Raw genomic sequence first — 20,586 nt, forward strand, 5'->3', positions numbered from 1 at the left:
CTTTCAGGCGTACGGCTTCTTCCACAGCGATTTCGCAGAAGGGGTTCATCGACATCTTGACGTTGGCGAGGTCAACGCCGGAGTTGTCCGCTTTGACGCGAACCTTGACGTTGTAATCGACCACTCGCTTGATACAGGCCAGCACCTTCATTATTTCTCCCCCGATGGCTATTGGTGCCCCAGCTTATCCTGCAGGCACTGACCCGCGTATCGACCATTCGGGTTAGACAAGCCGCCTAGCGCGGCATGTAATCTCGCTGCCAGCGCCGCGGAATCTTCAGCGACACCAGCCCCAGTACGGTGGCAAAACCGGCACTGAACAGCATGGCCCGAAGCCCGAAGTGCGCCTCCAGCAATGCCCCCAGTACAGCTCCCAGCAACATCCCGGTCCAGGGCACCAGTTGCACTCGCCAGCCGCTGTGCCGTTCCCCCAGTATCCAGCGCCCCAGCCCCCGGCCAAAACGCGACAACGCGCCGGTCACATACGTCAGCCCCACCGGCAGGCCGTTAACCTGCTCCACAGCGGCATTGAGCATGCCCATGGCCACAATTGCCGCCAGCAATGCCGGAACCCGGGTATCGAACGGCAACAGCGCCGCCGTGCACAACAGACCGGCAATCACCAGCATCAAGGGTAACGCCCGGCGACCGCTCAAACGCCCCAGCAAAACACCCACGGCGTTGCCCGTAATAAACGCCAGCACGGCAAAGATCAGGCGTAGCGCCATGGACCCATCACCCTCGCCAATCGCCACTGCCATTCGGGTCGTGTTACCACTCATGAACGAGACGAAATCGCCGGTGGCAAGAAAGCCGATGGCATCGGTCATGCCCGCCAGTACCGACAAACTTGCGACCAACCCCAGCCCCACCCGGCCGCGCCAGGCACGCACACGCTGATGAAGGGGGTTGCTTGACCTTCTAAGTGGCACAGGAAGCATCGATCGGGCCCTCAGGCTTAAATTGTAAGAAAATCCCCATATTGCACAGGTATAACCGAACCAATATCGAAAAAGGCGTCTAATAGACACTTTGACTCAAGGAGGAGAATCATAGGACGTTTACACACGACAGGGATCAACGCCCGAGAACCCCCACTCGCCGCGTCCAGGCAGGTCAGCCTTAATGGACCTAACCAGAAGAGCCCCATGACCAAAGCTGTTTGGAACACCCCCCGACTCAAGCCTTATCTGCTCGGCGTCATCCCCGCGCTACTCGTCGCCGGTGCGATCACGCTGGCAGTGCATGCCGATAAAGTTTTTGCCCAACCCATAGACGGTGTGCAGACACTGGTTTTCATGCGCCATGCGGAAAAACCTGCCGACGGTCTTGGACAACTCAATTGCCAGGGACTGAACCGTGCCATAGATTTGGCGACCCTGCTGCCACAACGCTATGGCAAGGCCGATTACGTATTTGCCGCCGACCCTTCGCGCCAGGTTGAAGAAGGCGCCGACGATGACGCCTACAGTTATGTCCGGCCGCTGATGACCATCAATCCCAGCGCCATCAAACTGGGTTTGCCGATCAACCTGGAGTACTCGGCCAACGATACCCGGGCCCTGGCCAACGAGTTGACTGACGACAAGTATCACAATGCAACCATCTACACCGCATGGTCCCATGGCTATCTGCCCGAGTTGATCAACGGCGTCGCCAGCAAAGCCCTGGGCAAAAAGACCACGTTGACTGACGACTGGTCCGGCGGTGACTTTGATTCCCTGTATGTGCTGACCCTGACCTGGAAAGACGGCAAGGCCAGCCTCCTTAGCCGGGTGGACAAGCAGGGCCTGAACAATGGCGCCAAAGGTTGCCCGACCTGACGGATCTGCTCCTGATCGAGCCCGGGGCCATGCTCGCCGCCGCCCTGCAATCGCTGTAAAACCAGTGACGTACCACAGTTTCTGGCTTTTCCCGGGCCTGCTGGCGTTTAATACGGCCCACGCTGCGGGCCCGGTCGCGATGCACCGGCCGTTTAAAATTTATCTCTGCCCATGACGCACTCCCGACGTAAAAAGCGGTCACATGCGGCAACCACTTTCAACGCTGGCCATTGCATCAGGCCCGGCACGACCAACTGCTTATTTGCGAACGAACCAAGGTACTTGCATGAAGATCAACGTTATCGGTTTGCCTTTACTCCTGGCTGCTGTCTTGGGCCTGGCGGGCTGTGCATCACCTACGGTCGTGACCCTGCAAAACGGCACGCAATACCTGACCAAAGACCAGCCAAAAACCACCGGCAAGGATGGCTTTTACGAATTCATCGACATTGCCGGCAAGCACATCAAAATCAAGGCCGCTGACGTCGCCACCGTTAAATCGGACTGACCCCCGGTCACTGGCAAGTTGCTCCTGGGCAAGCAGCCACCCCCCGGACTGTGCGCTCAGGTATGATGCCGCGCTATTTCCCAGCGTTCGGTAATTCTTTATGTCCAGTCTCTCCTCACCCAGACCCGCCCGGGGCTGGTCATTCTGGTGGAAGCCTTTGCTGTTCCTGCTGGTCGCGGGGATCGGTCTGTACTACGTCAAATGGTCGCCCTACTACTTCAAGGCGTTTGTCGCCGCCGATAACCACAGCATCGGTGCGTCGATCCTCAACGACAATCAGGGCGAACCCGTTGCCGCTGCACTGGCCTATGCCAAGGTGTATTTCCTGGCGATCTGGAAAGCAGCCGTCCTGGCGGTCATTCTCGGCTCACTGATTCAGGTCCTGATTCCCCGCGACTGGCTACTGCGCCTGTTTGGCAAGGCCGGGCTGGGTTCGACCCTGCGCGGCGGCCTGTTCGCCCTGCCTGGCATGATGTGCACCTGCTGCGCCGCACCTGTGGCCGCCGGCATGCGCCGGCAAAAAGTCTCGGTCGGTGCGGCACTGGCTTTCTGGATCGCCAACCCGGTCCTCAACCCGGCCACCCTGGTGTTCATGGGCTTTGTACTGGGCTGGGGCTTTACCGCGCTGCGTCTGGTCGCAGGGGTGATACTGGTGATCGGCGTGTCCCTGATTGCGCAGCGCATCTCGCGTCCCGAGAGCATCCCTGAAGCAGCCCTGGATGCCGTATCGGAAGCCAGCGTGATCGATCAGCAGAATTTCTTCAGCCGCTGGGGCCGCACGCTGTGGCAACTGTTCTGGAACACCATCCCGGTCTACCTGCTGGCAGTCCTGCTGCTGGGTGCGGCGCGGGTGTGGCTGTTCCCCCATGTGGACGGTGCCATGAGCGACAGCCTGATGTGGCTGGTACCGCTGGCCATTATCGGCACCCTGTTCGTGATCCCGACGGCAGCTGAAATCCCGATTGTGCAAACCATGATGGCACTGGGCATGGGCACCGCCCCTGCCGTAGCGCTGCTGATGACCTTGCCGAGCGTGAGCCTGCCGTCATTGTTGATGCTGCGCAAAGACTTTGACGCCCGGGTCCTGATCAGCGTGGCGCTGATGACCATGCTGGTGGGCGTGCTCAGCGGTCTGGCGGGGATGTGGTTGCTCTGAACCCTGCACCGGGGGCTGCTATTGCCCCCTACCCTGCAGGAGCGAGCTTGCTCGCGAGCTCTGTGTCATAAAAAGCCTGCTCGAGACCCAGGCATCACGGTCGCCCTACCCCCTCTCACACCGCCACTGTAGTTGCCTTTTAACATCATCAAACCCTTGTTCTAGAGCGGCCCATTAAGGTTTAGTTAAGTTTCGCGCGCTAGTGTGACCGGCGAGTCACAAATGACTCGCATTAACTATTAACCCGCTCTGCCACAGAGGTTGAATGATGGATAATAAAGTCACACAGTCATCGGCTGCAGCATGCTCCCCTCCCGAAACGGAACATGCCGACGCAGCGCTTCACCTTATTGTCGAAGGTTTTTTACATTTTCATCGGGAGGTCTTTCCGCAACAGAAAGACCTGTTCAAAAAACTGGCCACGGCCCAACGACCAAGGGCAATGTTCATTGCCTGCGCAGATTCACGCATCGTCCCCGAATTAATCACCCAGAGTGCCCCCGGAGATTTGTTTGTGACCCGTAACGTCGGCAATGTCGTGCCACCTTACGGCGAGATGAACGGCGGCGTATCAACGGCCATCGAATACGCCAACCTGGCACTGGGCGTGCAGCACATCATCGTTTGCGGGCACTCCGACTGTGGCGCGATGCGCGCTGTGCTCAACCCCCGCAGCCTGGACAAAATGCCCACGGTCAAAGCCTGGTTGCGCCATGCCGAAGTTGCCAAAACCATGGTCCAGGAGAACTGTGCCTGTGCCAATGAAGCCGAAGGCATGCACGCCCTCACCGAAGAAAACGTGATTGCCCAGTTGCAGCACCTGCGCACTCACCCGTCCGTGGCCTCGCGCATGGCCAACGGACAATTGTTCATCCATGGCTGGGTCTACAACATCGAAACCAGTCAGATCAAAGCCTACGACGCCGAGCGCGGCTGTTTTCTGCCTTTGGACAACCTGCAAGACATCCCTTGCGCGACCCCCAGAGCGCGCTTCTGACCCCCTCCTTGCCACCGCATTACACAGTTCAGACAAGCCTGGATGCGCCTCAATAAACCTCAGGGAGAATCATCATGCGTGCTGCACAATTAAAAGCTGTACTGCCACGGGAGCTGCTGGCCTCGGTGGTGGTGTTTCTGGTCGCCCTGCCCTTGTGCATGGGCATTGCCATCGCCTCCGGGATGCCGCCGGCCAAAGGCCTGATCACCGGGATCATCGGCGGCCTGGTCGTCGGCTGGTTGGCCGGCTCACCGCTGCAAGTCAGTGGTCCGGCCGCCGGGTTGGCAGTCCTGGTCTTCGAGTTGGTGCGCCAGCACGGCATGGCCATGCTGGGGCCGATCCTGCTACTGGCCGGCTTTCTGCAACTGGTGGCCGGGCGTCTACGCCTGGGATGCTGGTTCCGCGTTACGGCCCCGGCCGTGGTCTACGGCATGCTCGCCGGGATCGGGGTACTGATCGTACTGTCACAAGTGCATGTGATGCTCGACGGCGTCCCCCAACCGTCGGGGCTGGACAACCTGACAGGCTTCCCGGCCGCCGTGGCCGAGGCCATTCCCGGTCTTGGCTGGCAAGCCGGCCTGCTTGGCCTGACCACCATGCTGGTGATGTGGGCCTGGGATAAATTACGCCCGCATAAATTGCGTTTTGTCCCCGGCGCCTTGCTGGGCGTGGGCCTGACCACGGGTGCCAGCCTGCTGTTGGCCTTGCAGGTCAAGCGCGTGCAAGTCCCGGAAAACCTGGCAGACGCCATCGACTGGCTACGTCCTGCCGACCTGCTCAACCTGGCCGACCCCAGCCTGCTGGTTGCGGCGTTCGCCGTGGCGTTTATCGCCAGTGCCGAAACCCTGCTCTCGGCGGCAGCCGTTGACCGCATGCACAATGGCCAGCGCTCCGACTTCGATAAAGAACTGTCGGCGCAGGGTGTCGGCAACATGCTGTGTGGCCTGGTCGGAGCCTTGCCGATGACCGGCGTCATAGTGCGCAGTTCGGCCAATGTACAGGCAGGTGCCACGACGCGGCTTTCGGCGATGTTCCATGGCGTCTGGCTTTTGGCTTTTGTATTGCTGCTGTCCAGTGTGCTGCAAAGCATTCCGGTGGCGAGCCTGGCGGGTGTACTGGTCTATACCGGGATCAAGCTGGTGGATCTCAAGGCGTTTCGTGGTCTTGGGCGCTATGGGCGGATGCCGATGTTTACCTACGCGGCAACAGCGCTGGCGATCATCTTCAGCGACTTGCTGACCGGGGTACTGGTGGGCTTTGGTCTGACCCTGGCGAAACTGGCGTGGAAGGCATCGAGGCTCAAGATCAGCCTGATTGAACTGCCCGTGGCGGGTGAAATGGAGTTACGCCTCACCGGCGCGGCAACCTTCCTCAAGGTTCCGGCCTTGACCCAGATACTGTCGCGGGTGCCTGCCGGTAGCAGCGTGCATGTACCACTCAACAACCTGAGCTATATCGACCACTCGTGCCTGGAGCTGTTTGAGGAATGGGGCCGGGCCAATGCGGCCAAGGGGTCCAGACTGATGATCGAACCACGGGGCCTCAAGCGTCGCCTGGAAGGCAGGATACGCACGACTACAGGGCTAGGCTCGGCTTAACGACAACCGCGTCGCCGATCGCAACCTTCGTAGCCGCTGACGAGCTACGCGAGGCTGCGATCGATCGATTGCACAGCGATCGATTATCCATCCGTGCCTACGCCGTCGGGGACTCCGCCCCCTGCAAAATCAAACTCCGATAATGCCCCGGATTGGTCCCCGACCATTTGCGGAACGCCTTGTAAAACGAGCTGGTTTCGGCAAAGCCCAGGCGCAGCGCAATATCGGCAAAGCTCAGTTGCGGCTCTGCCAGCCAGCCAATAGCCAGCTCCTTGCGCACACTGTCCTTTATTCCTTGCCAGGTCTGCCCTTCCTCCGCCAGACGCCGACGCAAGGTTGAAGCCGACATGCACAACCGCTGGGCCATGCCCCCGGTTTCCGGCCACTGATGCGCAGGCAATTGCCGCAAATCCTGCTTGATCTGACTGCCCAGACTTTGCGGATCACGGTACTTGACCAGGATATTGGCCGGCGCCTGGGCCAGAAAGCTCTGTAACTCCTCGGGGCTGCGCTTGATCGGGGCTGCCAGACAATCAGCGGCAAAGATCATCCGCGTACGCGGGCGATCAAAACGCAGGTTGGCGGAGAACATCACTTCATAATCTTCGCAGTAATCAGGCGCCGCGCAGCGCAGCTCGATGGCCATGATCGGAATCCGTCGGCCCGCCAGCCAGCAGGCAACGCCGTGCACGATCATCCAGTAGGTGAAGTAGGTAAAAGCGCGGCCCGACCCGGCGTCAGATTCATGCAAGACAATTTCCGCCAGGCTCTGCTGGCGTACCAGACGCGCAGGCATGCGTTCGAGCATCAACGACAGAAACCCCAGTACCAGCTCCAGCCCCTGGGCCAGGGTGGGCTGGACCATGGCCGCGCGCGACATGAACGCCAGGCTGCCATACCTGAGCTTGCGCGGGTCCATGCCAAAGAACTCATCATCCAGGCGTCGCGCCAGCAGTCGCCACAGGCGCGCATAAACAACCGCAGGCACCCGGGCCTGCGGCTGACCGAGCAACTGCGGGTCGATCCCGACCTTATGCAGCACTTCGTCCATGGCCTTGCCCGGCGCGCAGCTCTGCAGCAGCGCCTCACGCACCAGATGAATAGAGATGGTGTCTTTGTTCAGCATTGGCCCTGATCCAAGCCCGGTGACCTTCAGATGTCAGACATCTTAAGCAGCACGGATCAAAAAGCCAGTAGTACCTTAGCCTTGTGCGGGTAGCGCCAACGGCCGCAGCGTCAGGCGACTGGCCAGTAATCCGGCAAAGGCCAGCACTGGCACCACGGCCGTGCCCAGTGCCAGCCACAACAACCCGCCAAACCCGCCGGCGACCAATTGCCCGGCAAGGGCCGGTCCGACCATCGAGCTCAGGGCAAACGCTGCCGGTACCAACATGATCGCGCGCCCGCTCGGATCCAGCCTGGCGACAGCGGCGCTCTGGTAAATACAGCCCCAGCAAAAACCCACTTCCCAGATCCAGGCCCCCAGGGCGTACATCACAAAGCCCTGGGCATAGGCCAACAACAGCAAGCCGGCACCAATCACGGCCAACACCAGCAAATGCGGCCAGCGCGACCCCAGGCGGTCGCCGATCAGGGCCAGCGCCAGGGCAGCCGCGCCGCCTAGCAACTTGAGCACCGCAAACACCACCCCCATCTGCGCCGGTGCCACATCCAGCCCATGCCCCAGGCGTTCAAGAAACGCCCACAAGCCAATCTGACCGGCGCCAAACACGAAGAAAAAGCCCAGGGCCCAATATGCCGGCACCGGGAAGCGAAAACGGCCTTGAAGGGAACTGTCTTTCGCTTGATCAACCGCGAAATCACTGCGCCCGGGCAATGCAAATGCGCTCAGGCTCAGTAACAGAATCATTGCCGCCAACACCAGCGCAGCCCCTGCGTAGTGAAAATGGGCAATCACCAGCGAGGGCAGGACAAACAGCACCAGTGCCACCAGACCGAGTTCAATGCCCTGGCGCATCCCCAAGGCCCGCTCCTTGTCAGGCATTTCGGCCATGATGCGTAACCCGAGACAGGTCATGAGCGCTGCGAAAAAACCGATCAGGGCCCACAAGGGCAACTGCGCAGCTGCAGGTAACTGCGAGGAGACGAGCAACGCCAGCGCTGAGCCCAGCGCACACCCGAAGGTCAGTGCGCGCCAGTTGCAACGGTCAATAAAGCCCACGGCCACCAGGGTACCCAGCAGATAACCGGTAAAGCACACAGACCCCAGCAAGCCGATCTGGCTCGCTGCAAAGCCAAAACTATCCGCCAGTGAACCCAGCAAAATAGGCAGCGTATTGAAAGGCAAACCGCCAATGGTCGATGCCAGACTCGCGGCCAGCATAAACACCAGCGTTTTGCGTTGATTCAACATCATTGGCAGTGCCCTTCCCTGAGCTGATCAATCAGCGTTGATCAACGGTCGTGATTTCACGGCGTTCGGCCATGCTCGCCGGCACGCCGGCCTCATCGGTGAAGAACTGCTGATACCACTCGCGCAGCTGATACACAGGGCCGTCGCCCTCGGCCAGAACCGGATTATTGACCCGGACTTTGTGGGTCCAGATATCAACGTCCTGATAGAACGAATCGCGGTTACGCTGCACATAATCCAGCGCCAGCGCTTCGTTTTGAGCATCGCTCCAGCCCGGGACTTTTTTCACCATGCAGCCAAAACGCAGTTCAAAACTGTTGGGGCCGATCGGCACGTGGCAGTTGAGCAGAATGGACTTGATTTCCTGACCGTCGAACATGGCGCGCATGCGGGTCAGGTGAGTGGCCGGGCCGTAATAGGCCGACTCCGCCACCAGATCCCCGCCCAGGCGCTCGGAGTCGCCATGGAAAATCTGCTCGGCAATATGCCCCTGGAAAACGTTGTGGAAATACTTGGTCGGCGTGCCGTGCACCGGCCCGAAATGCTGGGCATCCACCAGGTTGTCGACCAACTCGCGAGGATTGGTGTCGATGATCATCTTGTCCAGATGCCAGCTGTGCAGCCACTCATCGCTGTCCATTTCCGGCAGGTGCGGAATCACCACATCTTCAGCGGGCGGCTTGCCTTCCGGGTTGTTCCAGACAAACAGCAGCTTGTTCACTTCACAGGTCAGCCAGGCGCGGGTTTTGGCCTTGGGCGGGATACGCTTGCAATACGGGATCTCGACACATTTCCCGCTGGCTTCGTACTGCCAATGGTGAAAAGGACAGACCACACGGTCGTTCTCGATAGTGCCCTGGGACAGGTCGGCACCCATGTGCGGGCAATGGGCGTCGAGCACACTGATCTCGCCCTTGGAGGTGGCGTAGGCCAGCAGGCGGGAGCCGAAGATGTTCAGGGTATGTAATTTTCCATCACGGTATTCATCCGCCTCGCCCAGGCAATGCCATCCCCGGCCAAAGCGCGGAGCTAACGCATTCTCGACGTGGATTTCAGCGAGTTTAGTCATTTTTATTATTCCTCAGGTTAGGGACCAGGACGCGTGCCTGATTGATCTTCACCGAGGCGGGAGGCGGGCTCATCGTTCAGATGGACTAGAGACAGGACTTGCACAAATCCTCTGGGTGCCCGGCTTGCAGGCGATGCAGGCAACCGGCCAAGGCACAGACAGCCCGCCGATCCTGTGGCGGGGCAAGCCCGCTCCTGCAGAGTGCAGCCATGAAAATGCACAACCCCTGCAGGAGCCCGGCGTGTCAGCGCCAGTCGGCAACTATCCCGTGCTCACGGGCAAACGGCTGGCAGTGAATGGTTTGACGCTGGTAATCGCGCGCGGCTTCGTCAGTCGCCAACCACAGCATCACCGCCGCCGGAACCTCTGGCGGCGCAGAGCCGGCGCGCAGGGCAATCACGCCTTTATCGCCAATGGTTGCGCGCAGCGCCTCAGTGGTCACAACCCCGGGGTTGAGGGTGTAAGCCCGTATCCCCTGCTCACCCAGCTCCACCGACAAAATACCCGACAGCCGCGACACCGCAGCCTTGCCTGCACCATAGGCATAGCCCCAGCCACCCTTGCCGGCAGCCACTGGAGGGTCGGTTTCTCCGGCCCCGGAAGTGACGTTGATCACCACCCCGCCACCCTGCTCCAGCATTTTCCCGACCACCGCCCGGGTCAGCAAAAACGGGGTCAGCACATAGCCCTGAAACACCCGCTGCAAGGTCTCGGGCTGCAACTCCATAAAGGGCGAGTTGAGGTCGCTGCCCTGGTAAATCGCATTGTTGACCAGCACATCCACCCGGCCATATTCGGCAAACACCGCCTCACTGGCGGCCAGTACCGAGTCACTGTCGAGCAGATCCATGGGCACCACCAGAACCTTGCACCCCAGTTCGCGAATCTCTGCCGCGGTGCCGTTCAGACTGCCGGGCAGTGCCGTGCCGTCCGGGTTGCGCAAGCCGTGCACATGACTTTCACCTTCATCCAGACTGCGCGCGCTAATGGCCAGATCAAAACCTGCACGGGCGAATGCCAGAGCTGTTTCACGCCCGATGCCACGGCTGGCGCCGGTAATAAATGCCACTTTGTTCATAGGGGTTCCTCAAAAATCAGAAGCGTTGCGCACGCACCATCGCGTCCATACCACCATCGACAAAGATCACGCTGCCGGTGACAAAGCTGGCCTGCTGCGACTGCAAAAACGCCACCACCCGGGCGATTTCCTCGGGATGACCGGCGCGCCCCAATGGCGCAACAAAATCACTCACCGCCTTGCCAAACCGCGGGTCATCCTTGGCTGCCTGATGCAACGGAGTCTCGACGGCTCCAGGGGCAACCACATTCAAACGGATTCCCTGCCTGGCCCATTGCACCGATTTGCGCCGGGCCTCACAGGTCACCGCGTACTTGGAGCTGGCATAGGCCACATGCGGCTGGCCGAGGGCATCGGCCAGTTGCAGGGCCTGCGCTTCGTCAGCGGCGAGCAGCGCAGCAACCATTGGCTGCTGATCGGCACCGGGCTGGGTGGCCGCCACTGAACCTATCACCAGCGCCGCCGGGTTCTCGCCCTTGGCCAACGCATCGGCCAGGCCGTCAAGCAATTCACTGACGCCAAAATAGTTCACCGCCAGCACCAGGCTGCTGGAAGACGCGGTAACGCCCAGTCCGGCACAGCACACCAGCCCGTCAAGCACACCGCCAGACTGTTCAAGCACCTGGGCCACTGCCGCCCGGCGCCCGTCACGGGTGGACAGGTCGGCGACCACCTCGGCATTGGCCCGGTCAATTCCGATGATGCGGTGCCCCGCAGCCCGCAATTGCGCACACACGGCGGCGCCGATCCCGGAAGCGGAACCGCTGACAGCTGTAACTGGCATAAGACTTTCCTTGATAATGCAGGCTCACCGCGAGCCTGACTGACGTGAGTGCTTAAGCGCTTTTACGAACGGGCCGCGCCAACTGCGGCGCCGGTACAATCACCGACTCATCCCCCCGCAAGGCGCACTTGGGCTTTCCCAGCGCGACCACGCTGTTCAGCAGAATCCTTACCAGCTCGGTCTGACGGCGCACACCGGTTTTGGAAAAGATCGAGCGCAAGTGTGCCCGCGCCGTGTTGCGCCGGATGTTCAGGTTCTCGGCCGCTTCTTCCAGGGACAAGCCGTTCGCCAGCTCCATGGCCAGCGCGGTTTCGGCCTTGGTCAGGTTGAACAACTGCTTGGTCACCACTTCGCTGGCCAGGGACTTGCCCACCGAATCGCGGATATAGATCACTGCCGCCGGCTTGCTCTTGCCCTCAGCCCATTCCAGCGATGGAATCGCCTCCACCACCAGGCCCAGGCTGACCTGACCCGAAGGCCGGGTCACGGACATGGCATCGGCGGTCAACCCGCCCTCGCGTACTTCGGGGCTGAACGCGTGTTTGACCAGACGCTGCAATTCGCGGTTGTCGCTGGGATAGGTGGCCTCCAGTCGGCCGCCCACCAGTTTCAGGCCATCGGCGCTTTTAAGGATTTCTTCGGCCACCGGGTTAAGGCGCAGTACCTTGCCGGTCTCGTCGAGCACAATGGTCGCCACCGACAGCCGGCTGATGGCCTGGGCATAAAGCTCGCTCATGGACTCACTGCGGTCCAGCAGATTGTGCAGGTGCAGGGCGCGGCGCAAATGGGGCAAAAACATGCCGCACAGGGCACGTTCCGCAGTGGAAAATCTGGGCGAGGTTTTAGGCCGGGTGATCCGGAAACGCAGCTTGCCGCCGTCCGGGGTGGAGATGTCGGCGCCCATCACGTGATACACGTTCTGCGGCCCGCAATAGGCTTTGAAATAGGCAGAGTGGGTCCAGTCCGACTCACTCATCAGGTCCTCGACGGTGAATACCTGGTCCAGGGCCTGGCCGGCAAAAGGCGTGTTGGTCTGGGGGTACGTCTGATAGGTCAGCTCACCCTCGCCTTCGATGTCACCCGCCACAATCATCAACCCCAGGTCCGGTTGATCCGGCACCCGCAGAATCAGCGTCGCATAGTTGGCCGCAAACATTTCACGCACGGCGCACAGGGTACGGCCCATGACCTTAGGGTCCAGCGCTCCATCATAAAACCTGCCGATCATTTGATCGTAATCGGACAAATCCAGTCCCAGACTGGTCAGGGTTTGGTGATTCAGGGTCACTGTATCCACGGACATTTCCTCGCATTGGGCCAGATTCAAAGACCTGCCCTCATTATTGTTTTTATGACTAGCGACTTGCCTTTGCGCAGAAGCGGGATGCTCCGTCAACCCTGCGCAAAAGCGACTCAGTATTTCTTTATGTTGACCGGCATACAAGCCCGGCCAACCCTCTATTTCAACGGTTTGACTGATCCTTGGCAGACACGCTCTGCTTGAGCGGGTAATGCCCGGCATGGGCCTGTGGTTCAACCACAGTCCTGACCTTGACCAGCGGCCGTCCCAGGTTGAACCAGGCAGCCAGGGCCGGCAGCAGGAAAATCGCCCCCAGCACGTTGACCAGGAACATAAAGGACAGCAGCACGCCCATGTCAGCCTGGAACTTGAGCGGTGCAAAAGCCCAGGTACACACACCGATGGACATGGTCAGTGCGGTAAATACCGCTGCCGTACCACGCTGGCACATGGCCTGGTAAAACGCATTGCGCAGATCTTTGCCGTCAGCCATTTCATGGGCTATGCGCTCGTACAGATAAATCCCGTAATCGACCCCCACCCCGACTCCCAGCGCCATTACCGGCAGGGTTGCGACTTTCAGGCCTATGCCCAGGGTCGCCATCAGGGCGTTGCACAGAATGGCCACGATCGCCAACGGCACCAGAATGCACAGCACCGCACGAAACGAGCCGAAGGTCAGCCAGCAAAACAGCGCCACCGAACCGAACAGGGCGGCGAGCATCACCACTTCGGCCTGTTTCACCGCCTCGTTGGAAGCCGCCATCACCCCCACATTGCCGCCGGCCATCAAGAACTGCACTTCTGGGGTTTGCAGGCCGGCAATGATGCGCTGGGTTTCCTTGACCACATGACTGACAGTCGCCCCCTCATGATCGGTCAGGAACACCAGAATCTGCATGCGCTGACAACCTTCGGTCACCAGTCCGTCATCCGGCATATAGGCCCGTGCGCCCTGGCTCAAACCGCGCTCGGAGCCCGGAATGGCCGACCAGCGCGGGTTGCCTTCGTTGTTGCCGGCAATCACGTTCTTGCCCATGCCGGCCACGCTCTGCACCGACTGCACGCCGGGCACGCTGCGCATCTGGAAGTCGAACGACTCGATCGCCCGCATCACCTGCGGCGCCAGACAGCCTTCTTCAATGCCTTTGACCTGAACAAACACCGACATCACATCCAGGCCGATGGAGTAACTGTTAATGATTTTCTGGTTGTCCTGGTTGTAGCGTGAATCGGCGCGCAACTCCGGAGCCCCGACGCCGATATCGCCCACGGCCAGATCCCGCGCCTTGTAGGCACCCACACCCAGCAGCAACAGGCTGATGACAAACACCGCCAGCGCCGGTTTGGGCTCGGCCAGTGCCGACAGGCGCCACCACAGTGCATGCTTGCCCCCGGCAGCCTTGAGCCCCTGGGCCAGAGCGCGGGGTTCGAGCTTCAGATAAGAAAGGATGATCGGCAGCATCAACTTGTTGGTGATGATCATCAGCATCACGCCGATACAGGCAGTCACCCCCAGCTCATGGACGATGGGAATATCGATCAGCATGATCACGCCAAAGCCCAGTGCGTTCATCAGCAACGCCAGCGAGCCGGGAATGAAAATCTTGCAAAATGCACTGTGGGCCGCCTGTACCGAAGGGCTGCCGGCCAGCACGTCCTGCTTCCAGGCATTGGTCATCTGCACCGCGTGGGACACGCCAATGGAGAAAATCAGGAACGGCACCAGAATCGACATCGGATCGATCCCCAGCCCCAGCAAAGGCAGCAGGCCCAGCAGCCACACCACCGGCAGCAAAGCCACCACCAGCGCCACCAGCGTCAGGCGCCAGGAGCGGGAATACAGCCACAGCATCAAGCCGGTGATCACAAAGGCAATCACGAAGAAGCTGATTACCGTGGTCAAACCTTCAATCACATCCCCCACCAGCTTGGCGAAGCCGACAATATTGATCTCGATATCATCGTTGCTGTATTTGGCGCGAATGTCCTCCAGCCGCTTGGCGACCTCGGCATAGGACACCGGCTTGCCGGTTTGCGGGTCCAGGTCCTGCAAGTCGGCACGTACCATCGATGACTTCAGGTCATTGGCCACCAGCCGCCCGATCTGCCCAGAGCGGGCAATATTGCTGCGAACCTGGGCCAGGTCTTCGCCAGACCCGGTAAAACGCGGCGGCACCACCACATCCCCGAAGAAACCTTCTTCGGTGATTTCGATATAGCGCACATTGGCGGTAAACAAGGAGGTAACACTGGCGCGGCTGACGCCGTTGATAAAGAACACGTCGCCGGTGACTTTGTTGAGGGTGTCGAGGTACTCGCGATTATAGATATCGCCCTCACCTTTCCACTTCACGCTGACCAGAAAACGGTTGGCACCGGTGAAGTACTGACTGAAATTGAGGAAATTGACCATGAACTCGTTGCGCACCGGGATTTGCTTGTTAAAGCCCGGATCGAGCTGAGTGTGGGTGGCGCTGTAGCCCAGAGCCAGGGTCAGCAACACAAACAGTGCCAGCAACCCCTTGCGCCAGGCGATCAACAGGTCGGCGGTACGCTCGACGACGCGGTCAACTGCAGATTTAGCCGTGCTCATTTGGCATCTCCCAACGCAGCAACGCTGCCATCAGTGCCCTGGAATACCCCGCGCTCACCGCCCACCAGCAACCGCTGTGAGCCCACCAGCACCGCCGAGGTCAAGGTGCCCAGACCGGGCAAGCGGCTGGCACTGACTAAATGGCCATTGCCATCCAGACGCACCACGGAACTGCCCGCGCCAACTATCAACAGCCCGCCGCCGTTGGGCAACAGGGCATGGCCATAGAGCGGCAACTGATTGCCCACCGCCACCGGATCCCAGCTCTGACCAAAGTTCTGGCTGACAAAGACATGCCCGCGCATGCCGTAGGTTACCCAGCGGTCGGGGCTCAAACGCACCACGCCAAACAGTGACCCGTTATAGAACGCGGGCAGTTTCTGCCAATTGCGCCCGCCATCGTCGCTGCGCATCACCAGACCCTGCTCGCCCACCAGCATCCGCCGGCCATCCGCGCCGCCGTCCATGCCGTTCAGGTGGGCACTGTCGACTTCCAGCGGCTGGGCTTGCCAGGTACGGCCGTCATCATCGGACTGGTAAAACTTGCCAAAACTGCCGAACGCCAGCACGTGCTTGCCTCCGGCATTCCAGATTCCCAGCAAAGGCTCGGCGACTTCATCGTCGTGACGCACTTCAGTCCAGTTCGCGCCCCCGTCTGCGGAACGCAAAATCCAGCCATCATGGCCGACAGCCAACAGCGTCTTGTCCGACAGTTCCACCAGCGCGGTGAGGGTCAAGTCACGTTGCGGCTTGACCACGGCGGACTGCCAGGACAAACCCTGATCGTCGCTGAGCAGAATATTGCCGCGCTCACCCACAGCCACCACGCGCTGATCGAGGTACAGCATGCCGTTGATCTGCAGACGATCGGGACGCAACTGAACAGAGGCGACAACGGGTGCAGGATGGGGAGTGAAGGTGAAAACGACGGTTGCCGCGACAATCAGGCAAACCAGATAGCCGATCATTGCACGCATGGTCGAAGCCTCGCTGCACGATTCAGTTGCTGGGCAGAGTTCATGCAGCCAGTCCTCTTTTTATTATCGTGGATGCTCTGGCTACCTCGGCGGCGAGGTGCCTAGAACCTGCCTTCGATCTTCGGACTGGTGGGTCACGGGCACATCGTCCAAATGGCCTAGCCCGGACGGCCTGACTTGCCTCTCTATGTATCTGCATATGTACATATCTGCAGGAGCGGGCTTTAAAATGGCCAACAGCTCGCGAGGCAAGCTCGCTCCTACAGGGTTTCAGGGGTACGGGTTCAGACCAAACGTTGTATCTGCTTGTGCCGCCATACCAGACGGTAATACGCCGTCTGCAATCCCAGCATCGCCAGGTAGGTGACCGGGAACGCCATCCACACCCCTTCCAGGCCGAAGTGGGCATTGAGGGCATAGGCCACCGGCAGTTCGATGCACAACACGCAGAAAATCGTGATGCCCATGGGCACCAGCACCACGCCGCTGGCACGCATGATGCCGCCAATCACAGCCTGGAAACCGAACACCAGAATGCTCCAGAGCATGATGTGCAACAGGTGCTCGGCCCGAATCCGCGCATCGACATCGGTAATGAACAGCCCCAGCAGCCAGTCAGACAACACATAGCCCAGCACGATCAGAGCGCCGGTCAGGCACAGGTTGATCAGCATGCCGGTACGCAGGATCGGCCCGATACGCTCGTTGCGCCCTGCCCCGATTGCCTGGGCCCCGAGAATCGACGCCGTGATGGCAATCGACAGCGCCGGAAACTGCACGTAATTGACGATCTGGGTCACCGCACCATAGGCGGCTGTGGCCTGGGAGCCGTGGCTGTTGACCAGCGCCAGAATCACCAGCTCCGAGAGCGACAACACCACCATCTGTACCCCGGTGGGCAAACCGATGCGCAGCACCTTGCCGAGAATTTCCCGGTTCAGGCGCAGCGCAGCCCACAGCTCGCGGTCCGGTGCCATCACACTGTTTTTATGACGCAGGCGATAGCCCAGAAACAGCATGGCCAACAAGTTGCCCACCAGACCGGCCAGTGCAGCGCTCTGAATACCCATGGGCGCCAGCCCGACCCAGCCCTTGATCAAGGCGGGGGTCAGCAGCAGGCCCACCGCGGTGGATACCATCAGCGCCAGCAACGGCGACAGGGTATCGCTCACCCCGCGCAGCAGTTGGGTGAACAGAATGAACACCATCAGCAAGGGCAGGATCAGCATCATTACCTGGGCATAACCGACGGCTTCATCCAGCACATCGGCCGGAGTGCCCAACGCCTGCATGGCAGGTCGTGCAAACACGCTGCCGAGCACTGCAGCGATCAGCCCGACCAGCGCACCGAGGGTCAATGTGGCCCCGGTGATCTGCTTCACCATGGACGTCTCGCCGGCCCCCCAGGCCTGACCGATGAGCACCGAAGCCCCGGCGCCCAGACCAATCACCAGAGCGATAAAGAAAAACAGCACGGGAAACATTCCCGACACCGCTGCCAGTGCGTGAGTGCCCAGCATCTGCCCGATATAGATTCCGTTAAGGGTGCCGGAAAACCCCTGCAGGAAGTTGGACAGCACCATAGGCGCCAGGAAGATCAGATAGATCTGCCACAGCGGCCTTTGTGAAGGGGTTTGCATAACGGATTGTCCTTATTGAAAAGCCATAAGGCGTTATACCCCACAGGTCGCAAAAAGCGTTACCAAACATGTCCCCCATCACAGCCTGCGTTCTCTGTAGGAGCGAGCTTGCCTCGCGAGCTCTGTGTCGCTCCGTGGAAAAGCTCGCGAGACAAGCTCGCTCCTACAGGTTCAGGTCTAATTCCAGATCAATTCAACTCAAACAGCCCCGCCGCGCCCATGCCGCCGCCGATACACATGGCGAGCACCACAAACCTGGCGCCACGGCGACGGCCTTCCAGCAGGCTGTGGCCCACCATCCGCGCACCCGACATGCCAAACGGATGACCAATGGAAATCGCCCCGCCATTCACATTCAGGCGGTCATTGGGGATCTCCAGAAAATCACGGCAGTACACCACCTGGCAGGCGAACGCTTCGTTGATCTCCCACAGGTCGATGTCGGACACGGTCAGGCCAAAGCGCTTGAGCAATTTTGGAATCGCAAACACCGGACCAATGCCCATCTCTTCCGGCGCACAACCACTCACCGCAATCCCGCGGTAGGTGCCCAGCGCTTCGATCCCGCGCTGTTTCGCCTCGGCACGGCTCATCAGCAGCACCGCTGCGGCACCATCAGAAAATTGCGAGGCGTTGCCCGCAGTGATGAACTCGCCCTGTTGCACCCACTTGCCGTCTTTCCAGACCGGTTTCAGGGCGGCCAGGTCTTGCAGTGTGGTGGAGGGGCGATTGCACTCGTCGCGGTCGGCAATCACGTCCTGATAACCGCTGGGCTTGCCTTCCTTGTCGAACAGCAGCTTGCGCGCAGCCAAAGGCACGATTTCATCGGCGAACAGCCCGGCGGCCTGTGCGGCTGCGGTGCGCTGCTGGCTTTGCAGGGAGTACTGGTCCTGCACTTCGCGGCTGATGCTGTAGCGTCGGGCCACGATTTCGGCCGTTTCAAGCATCGGAATGTAGGCCGTCGGCATGCACTCCAGCACCGCTTCGGACTGGGCCCGGTAGGTGTTCTTGTACTTGTTCTGGGTCAGGGACAGCGACTCGACCCCCCCGGCAACGGCAATCGACATTTCGCCGGTCATGATCCCTTTGGCGGCCACGCCGATGCTCATCAGGCCCGAGGCGCACATGCGATCAATAGCCATGCCCGGTACGGTGTCGGGCAAGCCCCCGGTATTGGCGCACAGGCGGCCGATGTTGTAGCCCTGGGTGCCCTGTTGTGCGGCGGCGCCCATGATCACGTCTTCGACCGAGCCCGGCTCGATACCGGCACGCTCTACCACCGCCCGTACCACATGGCCACCGAGCACCGGTGCTTCAGTGTCGTTGAACGAACCGCGGAAGGATTTGCTCAGCGCGGTGCGGGCCGTGGATACGATCACAACGTCATTTAAATTCATGTTCAAGGCTCACTGTTCAATAGGGTTGAAGGTGTAGCGGCTGATGGTGTCCACCACGCAGCCGGGGCGCTCGCTGCCCTCGATTTCGACGCTGATGCGCACCACCGCCTGCAACGCATCGCCCAAGGCCTCGACCCCCAGGATCTGGCCATGCCCGCGTACCCGCGAACCAACCTTGACCACTGCCGGAAAACGCAGCCGGTCGCTGCCGTAATTGACGCCCATGGCCAGATTGGCGAACTGCATCAACTGCGGCATAAACAGATTGGCCAGCGCCAGGGTCAGATAACCGTGGGCAATGCAGGCACCAAACGGGCCGCTGGCGGCGCGCACCGGGTCAACATGAATCCACTGGTGATCCCCCGTCGCCTCGGCAAACAGGTCGATCCGCTCCTGGGTCAGCAGCAGCCATTCGGTGCGCCCCAGATCCAGCCCCTGTGCGGCGAGTAACTGCCCGGCGCTGCTAAAAAGCGTACTCATTGCCTCACCTCAAGCCTGTTGTGAACTGACGGGCAGCACTTCGCCGACCATGTACGAGGCGTAGTCGCTGGCCAAAAACACCATGACGTTGGCCACTTCCCAGACTTCGGCGGCGCGGCCAAAGGCTTCACGGCTGGTGAGCTGCTCCAGCAATTCGCTGCTGGAGGCTTTTTTCAGGAAGTCGTGCAAAGCGATCGACGGCGCCACGGCGTTGATCCGCACCCCGCTCTCCGCGGCTTCCAGGGCGCTGCAACGGGTCAGGGCCATGACCCCGGCCTTGGCCGCGGCGTAGTGGGCCTGTTCTTTTTGCGCACGCCAGCCCAGCACCGAGGCGTTGTTGACGATGGCACCGGCGCCACGGCGTTCCATATGCGGCAGCATGGCGCGGGTCATGCGCATGGTGCCGGTCAGGGTGATATCGAGTACCGACGACCATTGTTGATCGGTCATTTCCGTGAGGCGTACCTGACCGCCAAGGCCGGCGTTATTGATCAGTACGTCGACCCCGCCCAGCGCCTCTTCGGCAGCGGCCACCAGCGCCTGAACATCGGCTTCGACAGTGACGTTGCACAGTTGCCCGTACACCGCCTGCAACCCGGTTTCGGCCTTGAGGCGCTCAACCGCTTCTTCGAGGCGGCGCGGGTGGATATCAGAAATCATCAAGGCACGGCAGCCTTCTTCGGCGCAGCGCTTGGCAGCGGCATAACCGATACCGGCACCGGCGGCAGCGGTAATCAAAATCGACTTGCCGGCCAGCAACTGGTGACCTGGCACATAGGGAGGAGCTTGTCTCATGGCAGAAATTCTCT

At 60.5% G+C, this 20,586-nt stretch carries 18 protein-coding genes and 1 pseudogene; 5 read left to right on the forward strand and 14 right to left on the reverse strand.

Annotation, left to right across the window (positions count from 1 at the left end; all coding sequences use genetic code 11):
• Positions 1–151: pseudogene (locus WG29040_RS18860) on the reverse strand (electron transfer flavoprotein subunit beta/FixA family protein); the annotation flags it as partial.
• Positions 152–236: 85 nt separating this feature from the next.
• The gene (locus tag WG29040_RS18865; protein ID WP_165878374.1) at positions 237–941 is read right to left on the reverse strand and encodes a YoaK family protein; all 705 of its coding nucleotides are present in this window, start codon (positions 939–941) and stop codon (positions 237–239) included.
• Between the two features lie 207 nt (positions 942–1,148).
• Here WG29040_RS18865 and WG29040_RS18870 point away from each other — a divergent pair, with 207 nt between their 5' ends.
• From WG29040_RS18870 to WG29040_RS18890, 5 genes are all read left to right on the forward strand, one after another.
• Positions 1,149–1,823, forward strand: a complete 675-nt coding sequence (locus WG29040_RS18870) for a histidine phosphatase family protein (RefSeq protein ID WP_003446489.1) — start codon at positions 1,149–1,151, stop codon at positions 1,821–1,823.
• 286 nt (positions 1,824–2,109) lie between these two features.
• Complete coding sequence (locus WG29040_RS18875) at positions 2,110–2,331, forward strand: YgdI/YgdR family lipoprotein (protein ID WP_127196670.1); 222 nt, start codon at positions 2,110–2,112, stop codon at positions 2,329–2,331.
• A 100-nt stretch (positions 2,332–2,431) separates the two neighbouring features.
• The gene (locus WG29040_RS18880; protein ID WP_029612989.1) at positions 2,432–3,487 is read left to right on the forward strand and encodes a permease; all 1,056 of its coding nucleotides are present in this window, start codon (positions 2,432–2,434) and stop codon (positions 3,485–3,487) included.
• Positions 3,488–3,755: 268 nt separating this feature from the next.
• A complete protein-coding gene (locus WG29040_RS18885; RefSeq protein WP_127196762.1) occupies positions 3,756–4,484 on the forward strand; it encodes a carbonic anhydrase in 729 nt (242 codons plus the stop codon).
• 74 nt (positions 4,485–4,558) lie between these two features.
• Positions 4,559–6,082, forward strand: a complete 1,524-nt coding sequence (locus WG29040_RS18890) for a SulP family inorganic anion transporter (RefSeq protein WP_003446481.1) — start codon at positions 4,559–4,561, stop codon at positions 6,080–6,082.
• A gap of 97 nt (positions 6,083–6,179) precedes the next feature.
• Here WG29040_RS18890 and WG29040_RS18895 read toward each other — a convergent pair whose 3' ends face one another.
• The 12 genes from WG29040_RS18895 to WG29040_RS18950 form a co-directional block, all read right to left on the reverse strand.
• Positions 6,180–7,208 carry an AraC family transcriptional regulator gene (locus WG29040_RS18895; RefSeq protein WP_127196671.1) on the reverse strand — a complete coding sequence of 343 codons (1,029 nt, stop codon included), beginning with the start codon at positions 7,206–7,208 and terminating at the stop codon, positions 6,180–6,182.
• Positions 7,209–7,283: 75 nt separating this feature from the next.
• Complete coding sequence (locus WG29040_RS18900) at positions 7,284–8,459, reverse strand: MFS transporter (RefSeq protein ID WP_010657365.1); 1,176 nt, start codon at positions 8,457–8,459, stop codon at positions 7,284–7,286.
• 28 nt (positions 8,460–8,487) lie between these two features.
• Positions 8,488–9,525, reverse strand: a complete 1,038-nt coding sequence (locus WG29040_RS18905) for a Rieske 2Fe-2S domain-containing protein (RefSeq protein ID WP_003446476.1) — start codon at positions 9,523–9,525, stop codon at positions 8,488–8,490.
• A gap of 244 nt (positions 9,526–9,769) precedes the next feature.
• Positions 9,770–10,603: an SDR family NAD(P)-dependent oxidoreductase gene (locus tag WG29040_RS18910; RefSeq protein WP_010657366.1), complete on the reverse strand. Its 834-nt coding sequence runs from the start codon at positions 10,601–10,603 to the stop codon at positions 9,770–9,772.
• Positions 10,604–10,619: 16 nt separating this feature from the next.
• On the reverse strand, positions 10,620–11,387 hold the full coding sequence (locus WG29040_RS18915; protein ID WP_003446472.1) for an SDR family oxidoreductase: 768 nt from the start codon (positions 11,385–11,387) through the stop codon (positions 10,620–10,622).
• 52 nt (positions 11,388–11,439) lie between these two features.
• A complete protein-coding gene (locus WG29040_RS18920; RefSeq protein ID WP_369826381.1) occupies positions 11,440–12,684 on the reverse strand; it encodes a helix-turn-helix transcriptional regulator in 1,245 nt (414 codons plus the stop codon).
• A gap of 166 nt (positions 12,685–12,850) precedes the next feature.
• On the reverse strand, positions 12,851–15,283 hold the full coding sequence (locus WG29040_RS18925; protein WP_003446467.1) for an RND family transporter: 2,433 nt from the start codon (positions 15,281–15,283) through the stop codon (positions 12,851–12,853).
• The gene (locus WG29040_RS18930; RefSeq protein WP_127196672.1) at positions 15,280–16,260 is read right to left on the reverse strand and encodes a YCF48-related protein; all 981 of its coding nucleotides are present in this window, start codon (positions 16,258–16,260) and stop codon (positions 15,280–15,282) included. The genes WG29040_RS18925 and WG29040_RS18930 overlap by 4 nt, the downstream gene beginning before the upstream one ends.
• A 284-nt stretch (positions 16,261–16,544) precedes the next feature.
• Positions 16,545–17,900, reverse strand: coding sequence for an MATE family efflux transporter (locus WG29040_RS18935; protein ID WP_003446464.1), 1,356 nt, complete (start codon positions 17,898–17,900; stop codon positions 16,545–16,547).
• Positions 17,901–18,088: 188 nt separating this feature from the next.
• Entirely contained in the window at positions 18,089–19,297 is a 1,209-nt protein-coding gene (locus WG29040_RS18940; RefSeq protein ID WP_127196673.1) for an acetyl-CoA C-acyltransferase, read from the reverse strand.
• Between the two features lie 9 nt (positions 19,298–19,306).
• Entirely contained in the window at positions 19,307–19,777 is a 471-nt protein-coding gene (locus tag WG29040_RS18945) for a MaoC family dehydratase (RefSeq protein ID WP_127196674.1), read from the reverse strand.
• Between the two features lie 9 nt (positions 19,778–19,786).
• Positions 19,787–20,572 carry an SDR family oxidoreductase gene (locus WG29040_RS18950; RefSeq protein WP_003446457.1) on the reverse strand — a complete coding sequence of 262 codons (786 nt, stop codon included), beginning with the start codon at positions 20,570–20,572 and terminating at the stop codon, positions 19,787–19,789.
• Positions 20,573–20,586 lie beyond the last annotated feature (14 nt).

Source organism: Pseudomonas sp. PAMC 29040 (genome assembly GCF_003994535.1).
GTDB lineage: Bacteria > Pseudomonadota > Gammaproteobacteria > Pseudomonadales > Pseudomonadaceae > Aquipseudomonas > Aquipseudomonas paraversuta.

Bases quoted from the DNA above. Each gene is read 5' to 3' on its own strand.
- WG29040_RS18865 (WP_165878374.1), bottom strand. From the start codon at position 941: ATGCTTCCTGTGCCACTTAGAAGGTCAAGCAACCCCCTTCATCAGCGT.
- WG29040_RS18870 (WP_003446489.1), top strand. From the start codon at position 1,149: ATGACCAAAGCTGTTTGGAACACCCCCCGACTCAAGCCTTATCTGCTC.
- WG29040_RS18875 (WP_127196670.1), top strand. From the start codon at position 2,110: ATGAAGATCAACGTTATCGGTTTGCCTTTACTCCTGGCTGCTGTCTTG.
- WG29040_RS18880 (WP_029612989.1), top strand. From the start codon at position 2,432: ATGTCCAGTCTCTCCTCACCCAGACCCGCCCGGGGCTGGTCATTCTGG.
- WG29040_RS18885 (WP_127196762.1), top strand. From the start codon at position 3,756: ATGGATAATAAAGTCACACAGTCATCGGCTGCAGCATGCTCCCCTCCC.
- WG29040_RS18890 (WP_003446481.1), top strand. From the start codon at position 4,559: ATGCGTGCTGCACAATTAAAAGCTGTACTGCCACGGGAGCTGCTGGCC.
- WG29040_RS18895 (WP_127196671.1), bottom strand. From the start codon at position 7,208: ATGCTGAACAAAGACACCATCTCTATTCATCTGGTGCGTGAGGCGCTG.
- WG29040_RS18900 (WP_010657365.1), bottom strand. From the start codon at position 8,459: ATGATGTTGAATCAACGCAAAACGCTGGTGTTTATGCTGGCCGCGAGT.
- WG29040_RS18905 (WP_003446476.1), bottom strand. From the start codon at position 9,525: ATGACTAAACTCGCTGAAATCCACGTCGAGAATGCGTTAGCTCCGCGC.
- WG29040_RS18910 (WP_010657366.1), bottom strand. From the start codon at position 10,603: ATGAACAAAGTGGCATTTATTACCGGCGCCAGCCGTGGCATCGGGCGT.
- WG29040_RS18915 (WP_003446472.1), bottom strand. From the start codon at position 11,387: ATGCCAGTTACAGCTGTCAGCGGTTCCGCTTCCGGGATCGGCGCCGCC.
- WG29040_RS18925 (WP_003446467.1), bottom strand. From the start codon at position 15,283: ATGAGCACGGCTAAATCTGCAGTTGACCGCGTCGTCGAGCGTACCGCC.
- WG29040_RS18930 (WP_127196672.1), bottom strand. From the start codon at position 16,260: ATGCGTGCAATGATCGGCTATCTGGTTTGCCTGATTGTCGCGGCAACC.
- WG29040_RS18935 (WP_003446464.1), bottom strand. From the start codon at position 17,900: ATGCAAACCCCTTCACAAAGGCCGCTGTGGCAGATCTATCTGATCTTC.
- WG29040_RS18940 (WP_127196673.1), bottom strand. From the start codon at position 19,297: ATGAATTTAAATGACGTTGTGATCGTATCCACGGCCCGCACCGCGCTG.
- WG29040_RS18945 (WP_127196674.1), bottom strand. From the start codon at position 19,777: ATGAGTACGCTTTTTAGCAGCGCCGGGCAGTTACTCGCCGCACAGGGG.
- WG29040_RS18950 (WP_003446457.1), bottom strand. From the start codon at position 20,572: ATGAGACAAGCTCCTCCCTATGTGCCAGGTCACCAGTTGCTGGCCGGC.